We start from the raw sequence: 17,698 nt of genomic DNA on the forward strand, positions 1-17,698 counted from the left end.
GGGGTCCGGCCACCGGCGGTCGGGGTCAGCGGGAGATGCGGGTGGTAGGCGGCGTGGCGGTGCGTGGCGGCCCGGCTCGGGGCGGAGTCGCGGCCCTGGTGCGCGTGGGACGGCTGCCAGGGGGTGTCGGCGAGGTGGCGTGGTCCCAGCGGGTACGGAGCGCGTTGAGGTCGGCCAGGGCGCGGCGGCTGCCGATGACGAGCTGGTACGGGGTGGTCGCCGGGTCGTCGGTGTATGCCTCGATGCGGCGACCGGTCTCGTGGGCGGTCGTCAGGAGGGAGCGTTGGAGGATGCGCTCGCCCCAGTACTGCGGGGAACCTGCCGTTGCCGTGAGGAGGTTGAGCAGGCCGGCCGGCTCGACTCCGGCGGTGAGCAGGCCCCGCTGCTGGGCCTCCCACAGGACTGTGACCGGATCGACGGGAGCGCCGCGTCGGGTCAGGGCGGTCAGGCACTGCCACAGGCCGGCGTGTAGAGGGTGGGTGAAGTCCTGGACGGTCAGCCACCGCATTTGCGCGGTTTCAGCGGGGTGGGCGGTCGCGGTCGCGAGCAGGAACCGCTCCTCGTCGACCGCTTCGTCGTCGGCGTCCTGCGCCTGGGGCGGCGGTGGCGCGGGTGTGCGAGGCAGGGAGCCGGGATGTGGGGGGAACCGCGCGGCGAGATCGGCAAGGCAGGCCGTAAGCGCGTCGGCTGCGGCGAGAGTCGCTGCCACGGGTTGGGAGAGGGTGGCGTCCGTCGCGGTCTGGGTGAGGTGGTGGGCGTGGTGTTCCAGGGTGCGGCGGGCGTGATCGGTCTCGATCATCCGTGCGTACGCGGACGCGTGGCTGGGCGAGGGGCAGTTTTGGATCAGCGTGTGCAGGTAGGAGGCGGTCAGTCCTCGGGTGTGCTCGCGTGCGGTGGCGAGGGCCTCGTCGAGCCACTTGGTGTTCTTGGCGTGTTGGGCCGGGTCGGGGGCTGCCAGGGTGCGGATTGCGGTGAACAGGGCGCGATGCGCGGGGTGGGAGAACGCGTCGGGCTCGATCTCGGTGGTGTCGTTCAGGTGGTGAGGTTGAAGGAGAAGGGCGCCGAGGAGAGCCTGTTCGGCGTAGTACACCGGTTGCGGCGGATGAGTGTCGGGGTGGTCGTCCTCGTCGGGGTCGGTGGTGCGGGGCATCAGGAAGCCAGGGTGAAGTCGTCGGGGTTGAGGGGCACGCGCAGGTGCGGTGCGAGGAGGTGGGCGGCGAGCAGCGGGGGGACGGCGTTGCCGATCTGGGAGAACTGCTGGCCCTTGTTGCCCTGCCAGGGGTAGTTGGCGGGGAAGCTCTGCAGAATGCCGGCCTCCGGGGCGGTGATCCGGATGGGGTCGGGCGTGGGATGGGCTTCCTCGTGCGGTGGGGCGCTGGCGGGCTCGGCGATCCAGGTGCACTCGTTGGCGCGGTGTCCGAAGAACAGTGTTCCTGCCGGCTCGGTCGCTGGCCGGACGGTGGCGTTGGCCTGGTTGTTGCTGCGCAGGGACCACTTCCAGTGGGTGGCCTTGCTGGTGAACGTGGGCGCCGGCGCGTGGGCGGGAGTGGCGGCGCGTGCACCGTGCTGGGCGGTCCGGCCCGCACCGCGGGTCTGGGGTTCGAGCACCACGTGTGCGCCGGCGTGCTGGGGCTGCCAGTGGCCGCGGTCGCGAGCGTGGGCGAGAGTCTGGCGGGAACCGGAGGGGAACGGTTCGGGCCCGCCCCCGGGGCCGCCGCCGGCGCAGACCGTTGGGACGGGGCGGTCGGTTGCGCCCCAGCCCAGAGCCTCCGCCATGCTGACCCAGCAGGCGCGGCCCGGCCCGAACAGCGACTCGGGTTCTGCCTCTCGGGCGTGGGTCGGCGGGGGCGGCTCGGCGGTGCGGACGCGGGAGGCGAGCAGGATCGCCCGCCGCCGTGTCTGCGGCACCCCGTAGTCGGCGGCGTTGAGGATGCCGGTCCATACGGAGAAGCCCCAGGACCGCAGCACGGCCGCGTACTGCTTCCACAGGGGCAGAACGTCCGGCACCTCCTCCATGGCGACCCATTCCGGCTCTCCGGCGAGGTTCAGGGCGTGGAGGTAGCGCATCGGTTCGGCCGCGAGAAGCGAGCGATCGTCCTGGCAGGCGGCAAGGAGCCGGTCACGTGTGTCTCGGCCGGAGGCGAGGTCGGCGACCGCCTCGTGCACGAGCGGCTGGTCCACCAGGCCGAGGCGCTTGCCGGCCATCGACCACGCCTGGCACGGCGGACTCGCGATCAGTCCCCGTGTCCGGCCGACCCATGGCCACGTCGGGTACAGGGCCACGTCGGTCCGGATGGTCAACTGGCCAGCGGCGGCGCGGGTCTTGCAGGCCCATTCGTCCCACTCCAGGCCGATGTCGCGTGCGCCGAGCACGGTCAGGGCGTGACTCCAGCCGCCTGGTCCCGCGAAGAGGTCGAGGATCAAGAGGCCAGCCCGAAGTCGTCCTGTGCGGGGGTGTGCTTGGCGACGGCGCGGGCGGTGATGGCCTTCGAGGCGCGGGCGGAGGCCGCGGACAGTTCGTCGGCGCCGGGCTCCAGGTACCAGGGGCGCAGGTCGAGCATGGCGGCGCGCATGCCGGTGGCGAAGCACAGGGCGGTGCCCTTGGGCAGGGCGCGGATCGCGTCGGCGGGCAGGATCCGCTCCTGCCGCATCGACACCGAGGTCGACCTGCCGGACTCGGAGTGGGAGGTGGAGGTGGTCTCGACGTCGTGGTCGCCGATCAACCGGGACAGCTTGTCGGCGAAGTCCGGGTCGTCGATGCCGGAGCCGATGACCTTCACGGTGGAGGCCGACCACATGGCGTCCATGCCCGCGTCTCCCCAGACCTTCTGGCCCTGGCGGTAGGACTGCAGGATGGTGATCGGGATGATCCCGCGGCTGCCGAGGTGGGAGTACAGATCCGGCAGGTCGGAGATCTTGCAGACGTTGGCGGCCTCGTCGAGGATCGCCAGCATCGGCGGGTCGAGGCGCCCGCCGACGCGCTCGGCCTGGGCGGTCGCGGCCCGCATCACGGAGTCCGCGCACGCCGCGATCAGCGCGCTCGCTCCGCCTCCGCCGTCCTTGCTCAACAGGTAGAGCGTGTCGGTGGAGGTGACGAACTGCGACGGGCGGAACTCGGGGACGTCCTTCTGCGGGGTGACCCAGGCGGCGATCTCGGAGTTCAGCAGGGCGGCGGCGTACTGGCGGGCGGTCTCGTAGATGCCGTCGCGGGTCTCGGGCGGGCCCTCGACGGTGCCCTTGAGCTGGGCGGCGACGGCGGTGAAGCCGTGGTCGCGGAGGATGTCCAGCGGGGTGCGGTCGGCGGGGAAGGCGAGCCACTGCATGACGTCGGTGATGGGCCGGTCATCGAGCGCGGCGGCGAGGAAGAGCTGCGACAGGATGTTGGATCCGGCCTTCGACCAGAAGTCGCCCTGCTGGGAGGCGTCCACGCTCGCGGCGAGGAAGTGCCCGGCCAGGCGGCCGGCACCGTCCAGCGTCTTGGCGTCCGCGAGGGGGTTCCACCACATCTCGCGGGCGGCGTGGGCGATCTGCTGCGGGTCCATCGACCACACCCGCCCCACCGCGGCCCGGGCGTCGATGGTCGCGGTGTACGCGTCGCCCGCCGCCTTGTTCGAGGTCAGCAGGACCGGGCCGGGCGCGTTGAGGATCGAGGGGACCGCCAGCGACGTGGTCTTGCCGGAGCGCGGAGCCATGATCGCGACGGCGACGTCCTCGTACCCCATGCGGACCTCGTGCTTCGTGCCCTGCAGGTTGCCCAGGAGGACGCCGGTGTCACGGGCGTCGATGCGCTTGGCGGTCTTCAGGCTCGGCCGCAGGGAGCGGGCCTTGTCGGTGATGGCCTTGGCCATCAGCGGCTCGATGTCCCGGGGCTTGGCCATGCCGGCGATCTTCTTCTTCCGTCCTCCACTGGTCTTGTGGCGCGACCACAGGACGCCGCCTGCGGCGGCGAGCGCGAGCAGCGCGGCGACGGGGACGATGCGGGCCCCAATGAGCAGGGATGTTTCGCCCGTGTGGGGCCAGAGCTGGTCGGGGTGGAGCAGCGCAGTGGTGGGCGCGTATGCGGCCCAGGGCCGGCCGGCCAGCCAGGCGGTGATGTTGCCGGCCAGCCACGCGAGGTGGGACAGGGGGACGACGACGGCGGCCACGCCCAGGAGGAGGCGGAAGGCGATGTCGTAGCCGTCGGAGGGCTTGTTGGTGGAAAGGGGCAAGGGCGATGTGCTTCCGGGCGGGGGCGGGGCGGGAGGCGTGGGTCAGCGGGTGCGGCCCGGGTGGGCAGGCGGGCGTCGCGGGGTGCTCGGGGCCGCCAGGTGTGCGCTGCGACGGGCGGCGAGTGTGCGGATGCGGTTCTCCAGGGCGAAGGCGATCAGGTCGACGGGCACGTTCGCCTCGGTCCGTGTGATGCGGTTCGGGTCGCGGGTCGGCAGGCGTCCCGGGGCGGTGCGGATTGCCGGAGTTGGGGCGGCGAGGGCGGCGGTGAACGCGGCGATCAGATGCGGGGGCGTGTGTTCGTCGAAGCGGGCCTGCCAGACCGGGCGGGATGCACTGAGCGTGGCGGTGGCGACCCAGGGGCCGGTCTCTTGGCCGACGGGGCGTTGGACGTAGGCCGTTGCGTCGGGTGAGGCGAGGCCGTTCTCGGTCGGCGCGGGTCCCCAGCCGGCTTGCCGGAGCGGGCCGTAAGGATCAGCCTCCTTGCCGCGCGTGGGGCGCGGGTCGGTGAGGGCGTCGACGAAACCGGCGATGATCTCGACCGGGGTGTGGGCACCGAAGCTCGCGTACCAGGCGAGCCGGCCGCGGTCGGGAGCGTGGTGGAGGGTCCACCACTGTCCGTCGGGGGCGGGATCCAGCCGGAGTTGGGCCTTCTGGTCGGGACTGGTGAGGATGACGCGCGGCATCAAGGGGTCGTCGCCGTGGCTCCAGCCGCAGGCGCGGTGCAGGGGCACGGTGATCCAGGCGGGGTCACCGCCGCCGGCCAGGTGGCGTGGCGTGATGTACTCGACCTCTACGGTCTCGGGAGACGGGGGCACCACTACCTCCGTACCGGGGCGGTCCGGCCGGACACGGGCGCCGGCTTCGCTGTCGGCGGCGGGGCCAGGGGCGAGGGGGTGCTGCGGGCAGCGGTGTTGATGTCGATGACGGCGTGGCCGTGGGTGGCCCAGTCGTCGAGGTAGCTCCACGCCTCGGCGTCGTGGTCGGCGAGCGCGTCGTCGTACGCCGGCGCGCCGGGCCGGGCGGTGAGGGGGAGGTCGGCGCAGGTCTGCTGCCACTCCTGGCGTAGGGCGTCCAGGCGGTCGAGCGCGTCGCGCAGGGTGCCGAGCTGCCAGGCCCAGCGGGTCTGGACCGCGCGGGCGGGCAGCTGGGCGAGTTGTTCTTCCGCGGTGGCGAGGAGTTGTCGCGCGGTGGGGCGGACGGCCTCGAACGCCTTGGCGGTCTCGCGGTCGCGCTGGCTCTGGCGGAGGCCGTAGGCGTGCTCGTCGAACGGCCAGCCGTCGAGGTCGGTGTTCTCTTCGGAGTAGTAGTCCCAGTTGGCCAGGATGTAGGCGCTCTCGCGCAGGAAGGCGGAGAGCTGCTTCAGCGCGGCGCGGTGGGAGTCGGGGATGGCGGAAATGACGGGTCCTTGAAGAGCGGTGACGTTCGGAGTCCCGTTCGGCGGTCATCGCCGCAGGGAGGCAGACGGGGATGGCGGCGGAGCGGGGGCCTTGGCCGTCTCAGGCTGGGGGCGCCGCCGGGCGGCACGGGCCCGGGCACGAAGGGCGCGGACGCGCTCGGTGTGCGCGTCGACCACGTGCTGCGGGGACAGGGGGCTCGGCTCCTGCACGGCGCCGTGGGCGGTACGGTCGAACATGCCGCGCTGGAGCGGGACGGGGTCGGCGAGTGCGGTGACGAAGGCTTCCACCAGGCGGGTGGGCGTCTGGGCATCGAACCAGGCGTGCCACAGCCGGGGGCCGCGGGAACCGTGTCCGGGCTCGTGCGCCTCCACATGCCAGGACACGGCGGCGTTTCGTTCGGGGCGCCGTTCGACGTGGCACGCGGCGTCCGGCGAGCTGGCCGCACCGCGCGCATCGATGAGCCAGCCCGCGGCGTCCGCCGCGTCCAGGGGGTCTCGTGGCTCGGCGGCCGAGGGGGTGACGAGGGCGTCGGTGACAGCGCCCAGGACCTCGGCGGGGACGAGTTCGCCGAATTCGGCGTACCAGCCTGATTCGGTGTCGGTGGGCTCGGCCCGCAGCCGCCACCGAGCGGAGGTGGCGGACTGCGGGTCGAACTGGAGGCTGTAGCGCAGGTCGGGACTGATGAGGACGATCTCGGGGCTGAGTGGGTCGGAGGTGCGCCGCCAGCCGGCGGCGGCCAGGCCGTGGGTGACGTGCCGGGCGTCGCCGGGGCCGGCGAGGTGGCGGGGGCTGGTGTCGAACGGGATTCGCCAGGCGTGGGTGTCGGCGAAGGCAGCGAGCTGCTGCTCAGTCACCGGCACCGGCCGCACCCCGGTGTGCTCGTCGGTGCGTTCGCGTACAGGGCGCGCAGATCGTCCAGGACGTAGTGGAGGGTGTGCTGGTCGGCCTGCTCCCAGGCCGCGGTGCGCAGCTCCTGGAGGAGGAGGTCGACTGCGGCGGTGCGCGGGGTGTCCGGGTGGTTCTGTATGGCGCGGGCGAGGGCGCGCAGGGCGTCGGCGAGCTGGACGGGAAGGCCGGTGTACTCGTCGAGCAGCGGCTCGACGAGAGCGAGTGCCTCGGCGGGATCCGGGTCCTGGCGCAGGTATTCGGTGAGGTGGGACAGGGTGTCCGTGGTGGCGCGGATGGTGTCCGGGGTGAGTGCGGGCACAGGGTTCCTCGGTGATCGGCTTCGGGGGTCAGCGGCGGGCGCGGGCGGTGCCGGCGTGAGCGTGGGGACGGACTGTGGTGCGCGGCCGGTTGGCATTCCAGTTGCGGGTCCAGGTGGCGGCGCGGGCAGCGGCGACACGGGCCTGCTGCCAGGCGCTGAGCTGGGAGGGCAGGACGGAGACGGACGTGGTCCGGATCTGCGCGCTGTGCGGGACGCGTCCGCGCGGGCGCATCACCGGTTCGGGACTGGCCAGGGCGGCCGAGAAGGCTTGCACGAGGTGCATCGGGGTGCTGGGGGTGAACTGGGCGGTCCAGCCGTTGCCCTGCCGATCCCTCGCGCCGGACCACCACATGGCGTTGCCGTTCGGGTCCTGACGGAAGTGCAACCACGCTGCTCCGTCAGGGCTCGTTGCGGTGTAGTGCCTGCCTTCGGGCCGGGTTTGCCAATGCTGTTCTTCCAGGGGTGCCCACACGTTGGGGGCGTGGGCGGAGCGCGGACGGGTGAGGGCATCGGTCAGCCCGGCGACGATCTCCACCGGCGTCTGCCGGCCCAGGACCGCCCACCACTCGGCCTGCTGTCCCTGCGCCGTGCCGTGGATGGTCCATCCGCCCGGCAGCATGTGGGGGTTGTAGGAGATTCGCACCGTACGGTCCGGGCTCTCCATGATCAAACGCCCGTCCTTTTTGGATTTGTCCCGCCAGCCGGAAGCGCGCAAGAACTCGGAGACGTGGCGGAGGTCGCCACCGCCGGCGAGGGCGCGGGGCTCGACGAGATAGTGCTGTTCGGGCTGCTCGCCCGGCCCCCAGTGCTGCCGCTGTCTCTTTCTCACCGGCGCCGCCGGGCAACGAGCGGTGCAGGGGACGGCGGCTTCGACATGCTGGTGGCGGTCTGTCTGCTGACACGGCGCAGGGTCTCGCGGTGTTCGTCCAGGTCGCCGCCCATGGCGTCAAGCTCGTTCGCCGCGCGGCCGAGCGCGAGCCATACCTCCGCCGGCAGCGCCCCGCGCTCGGCCTGGACCTTGGCGAACCTGCTGCTGGTGGTGACGAGGCCGGTGACGCCGCCGAGAACTCCGGCGTCTGGGTCGAGTACACGTGCGATGACGTGCGTGGCCTCGTGTGGGGGAAGTCGGGCGAGGTGGTCGGTGAGCTGGCCGAGCCGGCGGGTGATCTCGTCGGCCAGCCGCACCGGGTGCGGGGTGGGGTGAGGCATGCTCCTCCAGAACGCGGTGTCGGGATCAGTGATGGTGGTGGCCGGTGCGCTGGGTCTCGGCGAGAGCGGCCTCGGGGCGTGCGCCGGCCAGCGGCGTGGTGTGGTCGGGGCCGATGGGGATGCGGGCGCGCAGGTAGCGGCGGAACAAGGCGGTCGCGAGGCGGAGCTCGTAATTCCCCAGGTGGTGGAGTGCTGTAGCGATCGCCGACTCCACCTGTGACGCGGCGCGGGGCAGTCTGTGGTGTCCCGTTGCTTCCGGGGTTGCGGCTGTCCCGAGGTCAGTGCTCGGCGAGTTCTTCCAGCTGCTGGACGACGCGTTCGACGGGTGCGGTGGCGTCGATCTCGGCGGTCGCGGTGGCGCGCAGCAGCGGTTCGACGGTGGTCAGGTGGTGGAGAACAGCGTCTCGTTCTTCGGGCCGCTTGCCGTAGGGGTTGTCGGTCCGGGCTGCGATCCGAGCCAGCAGCACCTCGGCCGGTGCGCTCAGCAGCACGATGTGGTCGAACAGGGGATAGAACCGGCCTTGGTTGGTCTTGCAGCCGGCCACGAAGAGGCTGCCCTCGGTGTGGCTGCTGAGCAGGTCCGTGATGGCCTGCTCGCGCCAGATCCAGTCGGTGGAGCCGTCGGGCAGCGTCACCCATTGACTCCAGGCGTTGGTATCGGTGTCCACCGTCCTGTGCCCTCGCCGGTGCAAGAGACGGAGTGCCGTCGACTTGCCGGTGCCCGACATTCCGGTGATCAAGACCTTCACGGAGCGAGCCTATGCGAGCCGCCTCGCTCCCGGGGCCGGCTGACGGGGGCCGGACCGTTGCCCCCAACCTCCTTGCTGCTTCGGCTACTTGACCGGGGGTGTCGAGGAAGCCGGTTCGCTGAAGAATGCCGGCCGCTTGCTCGGTGCCGCCGAGGGCAATGGCCAGCCCGGTGCAGGGGCCTTGGCGATGGTGATGACTCCAGCATCAGGAAATCGGGTTCGTTCTGCCTCACCGGGATCTGGTCGCCGACGCGCGGGGCGTAGCCGAGGCCGGGGGCGCGGCCGGCGGTGTCGCCGTTGGGGCGATCCGCCCCGAGGGGTGCTGCAGCGCGATCGCGATGCCCTGGTCGCCCAGCTGCTGGCCGGTGTTGCGTACCGCGCGGGCCTGCACGGCGGTGTCGTCGCCGCTGAGGCGGTAGACACCGGTCTGCTGGTCTGGGACGAAACCGTTGGCGGCCAGTACGGCGGTGGCGGTCTTTCCGACGGGGGCGGCGGCGAGGCTGCCGTCGGACTGCCAGGTCAGCACGACCCGATCCGGCTGCGACGGCTGGACGTTGGCCGCGGCGTTGTGGCGGACCTGGGCGAGTGCGATGTCGTAGCGGGCGAGCAGGTCACCGGCGACTTGCTCGGCACCCTGGAAGGGATCATCCGGCAGGGCGATGCCGTTGGGCTCGCGCACACTGCGGTACGCCTCATCGGGGAGATCACGCGGGGCGACAGCGGCGATGAGGAAGCCGTCGCGTTCGTCGTGCCGGTCGAGGAGGACGAGCTGAGCGCCGTCCGGGCGGGTCAGGATGGCCGCCTGCTGCAGCGGGTGCTCGGCCAGGGACTCGGCGATGAGGTCCAGGTCCCAGACTCGGTGGGCGAGTTCGGCGAGGTCGTCCTTGTGGTCGGACGGGTGGTAGGTGCTGGTCCAGGCGCCGGGGAGTTCGCCGGCGAGGACGTCAGCGTAGGAGGCGAGGCGTTCGGAATGTTCGTGGTGGTGCATGGTGTCCTTGGCGAGGTGGGGGTCAGCGGCGCAGCCCGGCAGCCACGGGAGGTGTTGGTGGTGGTCCGGGTCCGTGCACGCGGGAGCGCGAGGGCGCGGCCGGGACGGCGGATGGGGAGACTCACCGGGCACCCCGGGCGTCGGCGATGTGGACGAGCTGGCCGAGGGCCGTGGTGGTATACCAGCCGCAGTCGATGATCGCGTCGCTGTGTCCGGCGTACTTTGGCAGCAGGTGGTCCTCCATGGCCCGCAGGTGGATCAGGCAGTCCGGGCAGCTGCGCTTGAGGTGCACGAGGTAGCGGGAATGGGCGGTGATGAAGGTCTGCGCGCCTCCGTCCGGGTCGCGCAGCCGCCATCCGTCCTCGTCGGTCGGGGTGTGCCAGGACGGGGCGACGACGCGCATCGCATCCCCCCACAGCTCTTTGCCGGCTACGCCCTTGAGGACGACAACCCGGTCACCTGCCTGGAAGTGCTGGTGCGTGATGTCCCGGGCAGGGGTGAGCGGGTCAGGTGTCGGCGCAAAGGCCGGAGTCGGCGGAGGGGTCCAAGAGGGCGGGAGCATGCAGGTCCTTCCACGCGGAACGGGGCGGCGGCGGGAGGATCAATGGTCCGCAGAATCGCCGGTTTGGCTAACCGGCGATCTGCGGCTACGTTCCGTCCGGTTCAGCGGAACGGGTTCTCCGTGCCGCGGTCCTGTTCCGTCGCGGCGTCGAGGAGTTCGAGCAGGTCAGAGCCGTCCTCGTCGCGCTGGTCGATCCACCATCCGGCCCGGGTGACCGTGCGGGCCTTCTCCTCCAGCTCCGCCCAGTCGGCCTCGTCCCAGACACCCTCGACGACGAGCGCGGTGTGCGCGGCGGTCATCAGCTGGTGGCGGGAGCGTTCGCCCCAGTCCAGGGCCCGCTCCGGGCCTTCCAGCGGCGGCATGTCGAACTTGGCGGCCCACTCGGCGGCGGCCTGCTGCTCCTCGACGCGCTTGGCGGCGAGCCACTGCTCCCTGGAGGCGGTGTCGGTATCGCGGGCGGCCTTCCAGCAGTCGGTGCAGTCCCGTTCCGCGAGCCAGCGGGCGAAGCCGGCCCGCCGGTCTGCGGGGCGGTCGGACAGATCACGGACGACCTCGTGGCCACAGGCGTGCTGGACGGTCCACTTCGTTCGGACAGCCATAGATCGATCTCCTCAAAATTGTGTGGAAGGCGGGAAGCTGGGTCGTGTGCTCAGGCACATCCGCGGCAGGGCGCTATGGGCTCCGCGCGGGGGCCGCGCTGCGGTGGACCGGCACCGGAGGAGTGGTGTCCAGAGCGGGGCGCGGCCGGGGACACGGCGGCTTGGGAGTGCGGTGCGGTGGCAGGACGGCGACGGTCGCGCCGAAATCTTCCGCCGCCTCGTGAACCTCTCGGATGAGAAAGGCGAGCTGCCGGCCGAGAGCGTCGATCCGGGCACCGATCTGCCGGCCCTGCACGGTGCCGAGGGCGTGCGAGAACTCGGCGGCGGCCTCGAGAAGGGACCCCAGCCGCACCAGGGCACCGGCGTCGTAGCCCGTTTGCGTGACGCTCAGCAGGGCCTTGGAGACGTCACCGGCGGCACGGGCCTCGATCACCTCTCGGAGCAGCTCCTGCAGAGGCCGCTCGGGCGCGGGCTCCGGACGGTTGAACCGAGACGAGGCATCCGGGCACTCCGGACGGGACCGGCCGTGGCAGCGCCTGCCCGGCTGCGTACTCGTTGTCGTAGTGCCCGATCACCTCCCAGCCCGCCGCGTCCGGGTCTCCGGCAAGCGCGATCACGGTGGAGGCGTCGTCCTCGACCAGATACGCGAGGCTAATGAGGCGACCGTCGGCCGCGTACCACGACTCGAACCGCTCCAGCTCGCCCCGCCGCCGGGCCGCGTGGGCCATCTCGGTCCACATCTGCCGTTCCTCGGCGGTCAGCTCGGGGGCGGGCTGGTGACGCTGGTCGGCGAGGTCGGCGGCGATGGAGCCGCAGTCCATCCAGAAGGCGAGGTGCGGCCACAGGGCGGTGTGCTGGGCGCGCTCGGTGGCCGAGTCGGTGGTGGCGGGACGGTCGAGGACGCGAACGATCTCGACTTGGGAGGTGGCGAGGGAGTCGAGCAGGTCGCGCCAAGCACTGGCGTGCCGGGCCGGAGGCAACTTGTCCACGACGCTGCGGGCCGCGTCCAGCAGGCGGGCGCCGTGCGGGGCGAGATACGTGGCATACGCCGTGAGAGCTGCTTCGTTGCGGCGAGCGAGTGCGACTGCTGCGGCGTGGTGGTGGTGGACGGTGCGGCCGTAGCGGTCACGGGCGGCGTCGAGCGCCGTCTCGGTCTCGCGGTCAATGACCATCATTCGCAGTCGGAAGCCGCGTGCTCGGGAAACCAGTTCGCTGTGTCTGTCGTGGGGGTATCGGGGATCGCTTCCTCCTGGAGGCGGGCTCAACGGTGCGACCGGCGGCCGGGCGGGGCCTGCGCGGTCATGGCCGGCGGGCGTGCCGGCCCNTGGCGCGACCTGCCGGCGGGTGTCGTGGCGGAGACCGGGGTCGAGGTCCACGGGGTAGCGGGCGGCGGTGAGCATCTCCGCGGCCCAGGTCGCGCGCTGGTTCTCCCAGTCGCGTCCCATGTCGAAGGGGAGCCGGATCCAGTGGCCGCGCAGGGCTGGCTCGAAGAGGAATCCGGCGTGGCGCAGGATGCCCGCGGCGAGGGAGTCGAAGCGGCCTTCGACTTCGACTTCGCCCCCTGGCCCGCGGGTGATGCGGATCGGCTCGGTGTCGGGGTTCACCGGGACCGTCCGATGGCGGAAGCGGTCAGGTGAACGGTCGGTGCGTTGGGTTTCGATGGGACGGGACGTGCGGACGGGGGTGAGGTGCTCGGTGCCGGCCCGCGCTGCGGGGAGAGAGATGCGGCGGCCCGCGCGATGCGGCTACGGCGTTCGGCCAGCCCGTTCGGGCGAGTCGGCCTGGGCGGTGCGGCCGTCTGCGCGGGGTCGAGACCCACATCGGCGTGCACAGCGTATCCCTGACGACGCAGGTCCTGCACGGCCTGCCGGGTGCGGCGTGGCCCGTCCCGCTCGGGGTCGGTGAGCCGGAAGAGTCCCGGCTTGCCGGGTACGGGCTCGAACTGCTCCCGCACAAGGAACCAGTGGGCCAGGCGGGCGGGTATCGAGGAGGTGGCGGAGGCGACGAAGCCGTGATCTTTGTGGGTGCCGAAGACGAAGTGCGTGTCAGGATCCAAGGAGGAGATCTCCTTCCGGTGGAAAGTGGGATGGGTCAGCGGCGGGGCGCGTGTGGGCCGCGGGGGAGGGCTTGGCGCGGTGGGGCGGCGGCCGGGACCGTGTGCTGCCGAGGGGGAGTTGCCGCGCGAGCCTGGCGGAGGAACGGCTCGCTGTGGGTGAGCCAGGTGTCGAGGGCCGCCCAGAGCCGCGTATCCCGCTCCGTTCGCGTGAGCGACGCGTCCCTGCCCAGGCCCTCGGCATCGGTGAGGGCGTCGGCCAGCTGCGCGAGGACGCGGGCGTCCTCGGGCCAGCTGGTGGCCGCAGGGCGGCACCGGTCGAGAAGGGTGGGAGCATGTTGCATGACGTTCAGGAACTCGGCCCAGGCTCGGTTCAGGAACGTCTCGGCCGCCTCGCCGAGCGCGGTGGCGCCGAGCGGGGGCGCGGCGCTGTACCGGCCCGAGGCGACGATGGCGGCCCAGGTGTTGTGCTCGGTGCGGATGCGGTCGAGGGCCTCGGCGACGGCTGCGATCCGGCGGGCGTGGACGGCGCGCTCGTAGGCGGGCAGGAACCGGTCCGCGATGGTCCGGGCCGCGCGGCCGGCGAACGGGGGCAGGGTGAGGCTGCGCGGGGCGTGCGGGTCGCCGTACCCCTCCTCGAACGGTTCGGGCGCGAAGGCGCCGACCAGGTAGTCGAGCTGGTGGCCGGGACGTTCGACGAGCAGCAGGGTCGTCCTGGCTGTGTCGGTGAGGGTGGCGGCGTAGGGGATCCGCTCGTTCTGGACGACGCGGGCGAGCTCGCCGCTGTCCCACAGCCATGGCACCAGGTCCTGTTGCCATACGGGGTGAGAGTAGAGCTCGATGCGTACCTCCCACTGGCCGGGCAGCAGGCGGGCGATGTCCCGGGCGGTGTCGCCGATGAGCCGCCGGCTGCTGGTGGTCACTTCCACCCCGTGCACCGTGGCGTGGCGGACCAGGCCGGCCACGGTGGCACGTGAGGCGTCCTCGTCTGTGTTCGGCAGGTGGTACACCCAGTCGTCGCCACGGCGGAAGCCGGACGCGGCGAGCGCCTGGTGCGCAGCCTTGTACCCCTCGCCGTGGCCGATGGCGACGATCCCGGTGTCGCGGCCGTAGGCGAGGATGATCCGCGCGTCAGCCATGGGCCGACGTCCGGTGCTGGGCGGCGGAACGGAGGGCGCGCCCGTACTGCCAGGCGTATGTCCGGGTGCTGTCGTACAGCTCGAAGTCGGGATGTTGCATGCGGTCTCCTAGACGGCGGTGCTGGGGCCGCTCGCCTCGGCGTCCGTGCGGCGGCATCCGTAGCCCAGCAGCCTGGACGGCTCGGGCGCGGTCGGGACGGCGGCGACGTCCGAGCAGGTGAAGGTGTAGGTGAAGGCGGGGCGGGGCGTGGTGCCGAGCCAGGCGCGGTCCTGCTTGTCCGGCACGATCACCAGACCCGGCGAGGCGGCGGCGTCGTGCTGGGTGTGGTTGTGGGAGAAGACGACGAGCGCGCCCGTGGAGGTCTTCAACGCGTAGCTGTCGGGGAACTGCGTGGCCGCGGACGCGAACTGGGTGGTGCCTCGGGTGCCGAACTTGTGGACCGTGTCGTTGTGGACCTTGACCTGCCGCTTGGCGGCCTCGGTGGGGGCAAGCACCTTGCGTCCGGTGAGGTCGCCTCCGGTGGCGAAATTGTCGGTCACGGCCGAGCGCAGCAGGTCGACGGGAGCGGCCAGGGACGTGGAGGCGGGGTCGACTGCGGTGGCGTAGCCGTCCTTGTTCCGCACGATCTTCGGGAGCTGGGAGGGGTTGTCGAGGTCGACGGTGGCGACCATCTCCCACCGCTTCGACTTCGCGTTCTCGGCCAGGACCAGGACGCGGGCGTACTGCTTGTTGCTGCCGGCCCGGGTGACGGCGGCGAACCACCGCTGCTGCCCGTGCTTCAGGCGCGGGATGTAGAGGTCGGTTGCGGCAAGGTCGTACGACCACGGCCGGTAGGGCTCTCGGGCCGCCTGCGGCAGGGCGTCGTCTTCCTTGAGGTCGGCCAGCGACATCGCGTACCGGGGGCCGCCCTCGACGGTGTCGAGGAGGGCGCGGTCGCGCTTGATGTACGCGAGGTTGTTCGTCTTCGAGTAGGAGGCGATGGCGTCGCGGGCCTCGGCCGGGGTGAGCGCGGGGGCCGGCTTCGGTGCGGCGGTGGGCGGCTTCGTCTGCTCTGCGGCAGCCGGGGTGGTGCCGTCGGTGTCGCTGGAGCAGGCGGTCGCGGCGAGAGCGAGACAGACAGCGGCGGTGATCAGGGGCAGCGTGCGGTGGGCGGGGCGGATGGGGGCTCCTCTTGGCTGGGAACGGGAAAGGGCGCGGTGAGCGGTCGGGTCATCGGCGGTGGGCAGTCACCGAGGGGCCGGTCGGTATGGGGACGGCCGGGCGCGGGGCTGCAGTGGTGGGTGTTGGGGTGTGGCGGAGGTTCACGCCGATGCCCTTCTGGGCGAGCTGGTGAACCAGCGCCCGCAGGCGCAGGTCGCGGCCGTCCTCGCCGTACGCGGCAGGAAGCAGGAACGCGGCCTGGTAGGGGTGGTGCTGGAAGCCGAGCCCGTACAGGTCCGTGCGGGCGTCCTCGGGGACGCTCTTGTAAGGCGTGCCGAGGGCGCCGTCCTCGTACCAGGTCAGGGTGACAACGCGCGCCACCTGCGGCGGCGGAGGCCGGTGGGGCGGCTCGGGCTGTACGGCTGCGTTGTGCCGTACGGCTGCCAGGGCATCCCGGAGCCGGGGCAGGACCCGCCGGCTGACGGCGGCTGCGGCGCGGACCGGATCGTCGGGGACTGCGATCCCGTTGGGCTCGTCGACCCCGCTGAAGTGGTGCGGTCGGAATCCGTCGGGCTGCACGGGGGCCACCAGGTACTGGCGGGGACAGCGGGGGCGCTCCATCACACAGAGCTGCTCGCCGTCCGGTCCTTCGAGGAAGGCCGTAGGGGCGTCGGGCCAGTCGAGCAGGGCCGAGTGGGCGGGACCGCAGTCCCAGATCCGGTCGGCCACATGCGGCTGGCCTGCGGGCGGGGGAAAGCCGGCGTACCTGCGGTGCCACTGTCCGGGCAGGTGCGTTGCGAGTGCTGTGGCGAAGGTGCCGAGGTGGAGTGGATGCAGGGGGTCCTCCTGGATGCAGAGGGGGGCAGCGCGGAGCTGTCGGCGGCGCAGCGCAGATGGCCGACTTGTGGTTCACGATCGGCGTCCGCAAGTCCGCTGGTCTCAGTGCATGCGGGCGTCGGTGTCGAACAGGGCCAACTCGTGGACGTGGAGCAGGTGTTGGACGATGAAGCTCCTGCCGGCGACCTTCCACAGGCCGCGTCCGCGGTTGAGGTGGGCGATGGCTTCGGCCTCGACGGAGGTGAGGCCGAGGAGGGTGGCTGCGGCGTGGAGCTGGTCGGTCTCCTGGCGGTAGATAATCCGGGTGGAGCAGTCGGCGAGGAGTCCTTCGGCCAGGGCGCGGCCCTGGGATCCGGCGTCGCCGGCGGTGAGTAGGTCGGACAGCCGGTGGATGACCATCAGGTTGGCGATGCCGAGACCGCGGGAGAGTTTCCACTGGGCCTGCATGCGCTGGAGGAGTCCGGGGTGGCGCATCAGGCGCCACGCCTCGTCGTAGACGATCCAGCGCCGGCCGCCGCGCGGGTCGGTGAGGGCGGATTCCATCCAGGCGGAGGCGCAGGTCATGGCGAGGACGAGGGCGGTGTCGTCGCCGGATCCGCCCAGCCGGGACAGGTCGATCGTGAGCATAGGTGCGGCGGGGTCGAAGATGACGGTGGAAGGGGCGTCGAACATCCCGGCCAGGTCACCGTGCACCAATCTCCTCATGGCGTGGGCGAGGTCGCGTGCCGAGTCGCCGAGCCGCCCGGACATCATCCCGGCGGCTCCGTCGAGCTGGGCGGGGTTGTTGAGGGCGGTGGCGACGTCGCCGAGGAGCGGGGTGCGGCCGGTGTCGGCGGCGCGGGTGACCACCAGGTCGAGGGCCACATCCAGAGCGGTGTGCTCCATCGGCAGCAGGTCCCGGCCGAGGACCGTCTGGGCCAGGGAGCCGAGTAGGAGGAGGCGCCGCTTGCGGATCTCACCGACCCAATCCGCCTCGGAGATGCTCTCCGGGCGTGGTGCTGCGTCGAGGGGGTTGAGACGGCCGGGGAGCCCGGGGCCGAGGGCAACGGAGGTGCCGCCCAGCGCGTGGGCGACGGGCGTCCACTCACCCTTCGGGTCGCACGGCACGTAGATGCGGTAGCCGAAGGCGACGGACCGCAGGGCGAGCGACTTCGCGAGAGCCGACTTGCCCTGGCCGATCACCCCGGCCAACAGGACGTTGGGGTTGGTGAAGCCCTCGACTTTGCCATACAGCGCGAAGGGGTCGAAGACGAAACTGGCCTCGGCGTGGACGTCGCGGCCGATGTAGATGCCCTCTGCGCCGAGCCCGCCTTCGGCGAGGAACGGGTACGCACCGGCTGCGATGGCGGTGGTCATGCGGTGGGCCGGCAGCCGCAGCCGGTTGCCGCGGGCGGAGGCAGGTCCGGGGCGCCCGTTCGGCGGGTAGAGGGGGGCGGGTGCTTCCTGCTCGTCGGGAGCGGTGCCTGCGGAGTGGGTGGCCGCTTCGGCTCGGGCCTTGGCGGCGGCTTCGGCGAGCTGACGGCGAGCTGCCTTGCGGCTGGCCCGGTCGGTGCCGTGTGGGGTGAACAGCGGGGACGCGGAGGCGCGTCGGGCGGGCCGGTGGCTCAT

20 protein-coding genes are annotated in these 17,698 nt (G+C 72.1%); all 20 read right to left on the reverse strand.

Annotated elements, in window-relative coordinates; all coding sequences use genetic code 11:
• Positions 1-25: 25 nt before the first annotated feature.
• Positions 26-1,150: a DnaB-like helicase N-terminal domain-containing protein gene (locus tag RH94_RS14090; RefSeq protein ID WP_073947947.1), complete on the reverse strand. Its 1,125-nt coding sequence runs from the start codon at positions 1,148-1,150 to the stop codon at positions 26-28.
• On the reverse strand, positions 1,150-2,424 hold the full coding sequence (locus tag RH94_RS14095) for a DNA cytosine methyltransferase (RefSeq protein ID WP_073947948.1): 1,275 nt from the start codon (positions 2,422-2,424) through the stop codon (positions 1,150-1,152). The genes RH94_RS14090 and RH94_RS14095 overlap by 1 nt, the downstream gene beginning before the upstream one ends.
• Positions 2,421-4,208: a type IV secretory system conjugative DNA transfer family protein gene (locus RH94_RS14100; protein WP_073947949.1), complete on the reverse strand. Its 1,788-nt coding sequence runs from the start codon at positions 4,206-4,208 to the stop codon at positions 2,421-2,423. The genes RH94_RS14095 and RH94_RS14100 overlap by 4 nt, the downstream gene beginning before the upstream one ends.
• A 42-nt stretch (positions 4,209-4,250) precedes the next feature.
• Positions 4,251-5,024, reverse strand: a complete 774-nt coding sequence (locus tag RH94_RS14105; protein ID WP_073947950.1) for a DUF317 domain-containing protein — start codon at positions 5,022-5,024, stop codon at positions 4,251-4,253.
• Positions 5,025-5,650: 626 nt separating this feature from the next.
• Positions 5,651-6,466, reverse strand: a complete 816-nt coding sequence (locus RH94_RS14115; RefSeq protein WP_073947986.1) for a DUF317 domain-containing protein — start codon at positions 6,464-6,466, stop codon at positions 5,651-5,653.
• Positions 6,457-6,813 carry a hypothetical protein gene (locus tag RH94_RS14120; protein ID WP_073947951.1) on the reverse strand — a complete coding sequence of 119 codons (357 nt, stop codon included), beginning with the start codon at positions 6,811-6,813 and terminating at the stop codon, positions 6,457-6,459. The genes RH94_RS14115 and RH94_RS14120 overlap by 10 nt, the downstream gene beginning before the upstream one ends.
• A 28-nt stretch (positions 6,814-6,841) precedes the next feature.
• Positions 6,842-7,642 (reverse strand): DUF317 domain-containing protein, encoded by an 801-nt coding sequence (locus RH94_RS14125; protein ID WP_073947952.1) that lies wholly within the window; start codon positions 7,640-7,642, stop codon positions 6,842-6,844.
• Positions 7,639-8,022: a hypothetical protein gene (locus tag RH94_RS14130; protein ID WP_073947953.1), complete on the reverse strand. Its 384-nt coding sequence runs from the start codon at positions 8,020-8,022 to the stop codon at positions 7,639-7,641. The genes RH94_RS14125 and RH94_RS14130 overlap by 4 nt, the downstream gene beginning before the upstream one ends.
• Before the next feature lie 25 nt (positions 8,023-8,047).
• Entirely contained in the window at positions 8,048-8,236 is a 189-nt protein-coding gene (locus tag RH94_RS40345; protein ID WP_143204019.1) for a hypothetical protein, read from the reverse strand.
• Between the two features lie 64 nt (positions 8,237-8,300).
• On the reverse strand, positions 8,301-8,771 hold the full coding sequence (locus tag RH94_RS14135) for an AAA family ATPase (protein ID WP_199880947.1): 471 nt from the start codon (positions 8,769-8,771) through the stop codon (positions 8,301-8,303).
• Positions 8,772-9,000: 229 nt separating this feature from the next.
• On the reverse strand, positions 9,001-9,759 hold the full coding sequence (locus RH94_RS14140; RefSeq protein ID WP_073947954.1) for a hypothetical protein: 759 nt from the start codon (positions 9,757-9,759) through the stop codon (positions 9,001-9,003).
• 121 nt (positions 9,760-9,880) lie between these two features.
• A complete protein-coding gene (locus RH94_RS14145; protein WP_073947955.1) occupies positions 9,881-10,321 on the reverse strand; it encodes a hypothetical protein in 441 nt (146 codons plus the stop codon).
• A 101-nt stretch (positions 10,322-10,422) separates the two neighbouring features.
• Positions 10,423-10,920, reverse strand: coding sequence for a hypothetical protein (locus RH94_RS14150; protein ID WP_073947956.1), 498 nt, complete (start codon positions 10,918-10,920; stop codon positions 10,423-10,425).
• 73 nt (positions 10,921-10,993) lie between these two features.
• Entirely contained in the window at positions 10,994-11,353 is a 360-nt protein-coding gene (locus RH94_RS46340) for a hypothetical protein (RefSeq protein ID WP_324614268.1), read from the reverse strand.
• Entirely contained in the window at positions 11,328-12,095 is a 768-nt protein-coding gene (locus RH94_RS14155) for a hypothetical protein (RefSeq protein ID WP_324614269.1), read from the reverse strand. Before RH94_RS14155 ends, RH94_RS46340 begins: the two co-directional genes overlap by 26 nt.
• 425 nt (positions 12,096-12,520) lie before the next feature.
• Positions 12,521-12,976, reverse strand: coding sequence for a hypothetical protein (locus RH94_RS14160; RefSeq protein WP_073947957.1), 456 nt, complete (start codon positions 12,974-12,976; stop codon positions 12,521-12,523).
• A gap of 35 nt (positions 12,977-13,011) precedes the next feature.
• The gene (locus tag RH94_RS14165) at positions 13,012-14,112 is read right to left on the reverse strand and encodes a hypothetical protein (RefSeq protein WP_073947958.1); all 1,101 of its coding nucleotides are present in this window, start codon (positions 14,110-14,112) and stop codon (positions 13,012-13,014) included.
• Positions 14,113-14,220: 108 nt separating this feature from the next.
• Entirely contained in the window at positions 14,221-15,003 is a 783-nt protein-coding gene (locus RH94_RS14170) for a hypothetical protein (RefSeq protein WP_073947959.1), read from the reverse strand.
• Positions 15,004-15,322: 319 nt separating this feature from the next.
• Complete coding sequence (locus RH94_RS14180) at positions 15,323-15,982, reverse strand: hypothetical protein (RefSeq protein ID WP_234425759.1); 660 nt, start codon at positions 15,980-15,982, stop codon at positions 15,323-15,325.
• A gap of 210 nt (positions 15,983-16,192) precedes the next feature.
• Positions 16,193-17,698, reverse strand: coding sequence for a VirB4 family type IV secretion system protein (locus RH94_RS14185; protein WP_073947962.1), 1,506 nt, complete (start codon positions 17,696-17,698; stop codon positions 16,193-16,195).

The sequence above is a fragment of the Streptomyces kebangsaanensis genome (assembly GCF_001906585.1).
Lineage (GTDB): Bacteria > Actinomycetota > Actinomycetes > Streptomycetales > Streptomycetaceae > Streptomyces > Streptomyces kebangsaanensis.

Excerpts from the sequence above, each read along its gene's own strand:
- RH94_RS14145 (WP_073947955.1), bottom strand. The coding sequence starts at position 10,321 with ATGCTCCCGCCCTCTTGGACCCCTCCGCCGACTCCGGCCTTTGCGCCG.
- RH94_RS14170 (WP_073947959.1), bottom strand. The coding sequence starts at position 15,003 with ATGTCGCTGGCCGACCTCAAGGAAGACGACGCCCTGCCGCAGGCGGCC.
- RH94_RS14130 (WP_073947953.1), bottom strand. The coding sequence starts at position 8,022 with ATGCCTCACCCCACCCCGCACCCGGTGCGGCTGGCCGACGAGATCACC.
- RH94_RS14140 (WP_073947954.1), bottom strand. The coding sequence starts at position 9,759 with ATGCACCACCACGAACATTCCGAACGCCTCGCCTCCTACGCTGACGTC.
- RH94_RS14150 (WP_073947956.1), bottom strand. The coding sequence starts at position 10,920 with ATGGCTGTCCGAACGAAGTGGACCGTCCAGCACGCCTGTGGCCACGAG.
- RH94_RS14090 (WP_073947947.1), bottom strand. The coding sequence starts at position 1,150 with ATGCCCCGCACCACCGACCCCGACGAGGACGACCACCCCGACACTCAT.
- RH94_RS14185 (WP_073947962.1), bottom strand. The coding sequence starts at position 17,698 with ATGAGCCACCGGCCCGCCCGACGCGCCTCCGCGTCCCCGCTGTTCACC.
- RH94_RS14165 (WP_073947958.1), bottom strand. The coding sequence starts at position 14,112 with ATGGCTGACGCGCGGATCATCCTCGCCTACGGCCGCGACACCGGGATC.
- RH94_RS14155 (WP_324614269.1), bottom strand. The coding sequence starts at position 12,095 with ATGATGGTCATTGACCGCGAGACCGAGACGGCGCTCGACGCCGCCCGT.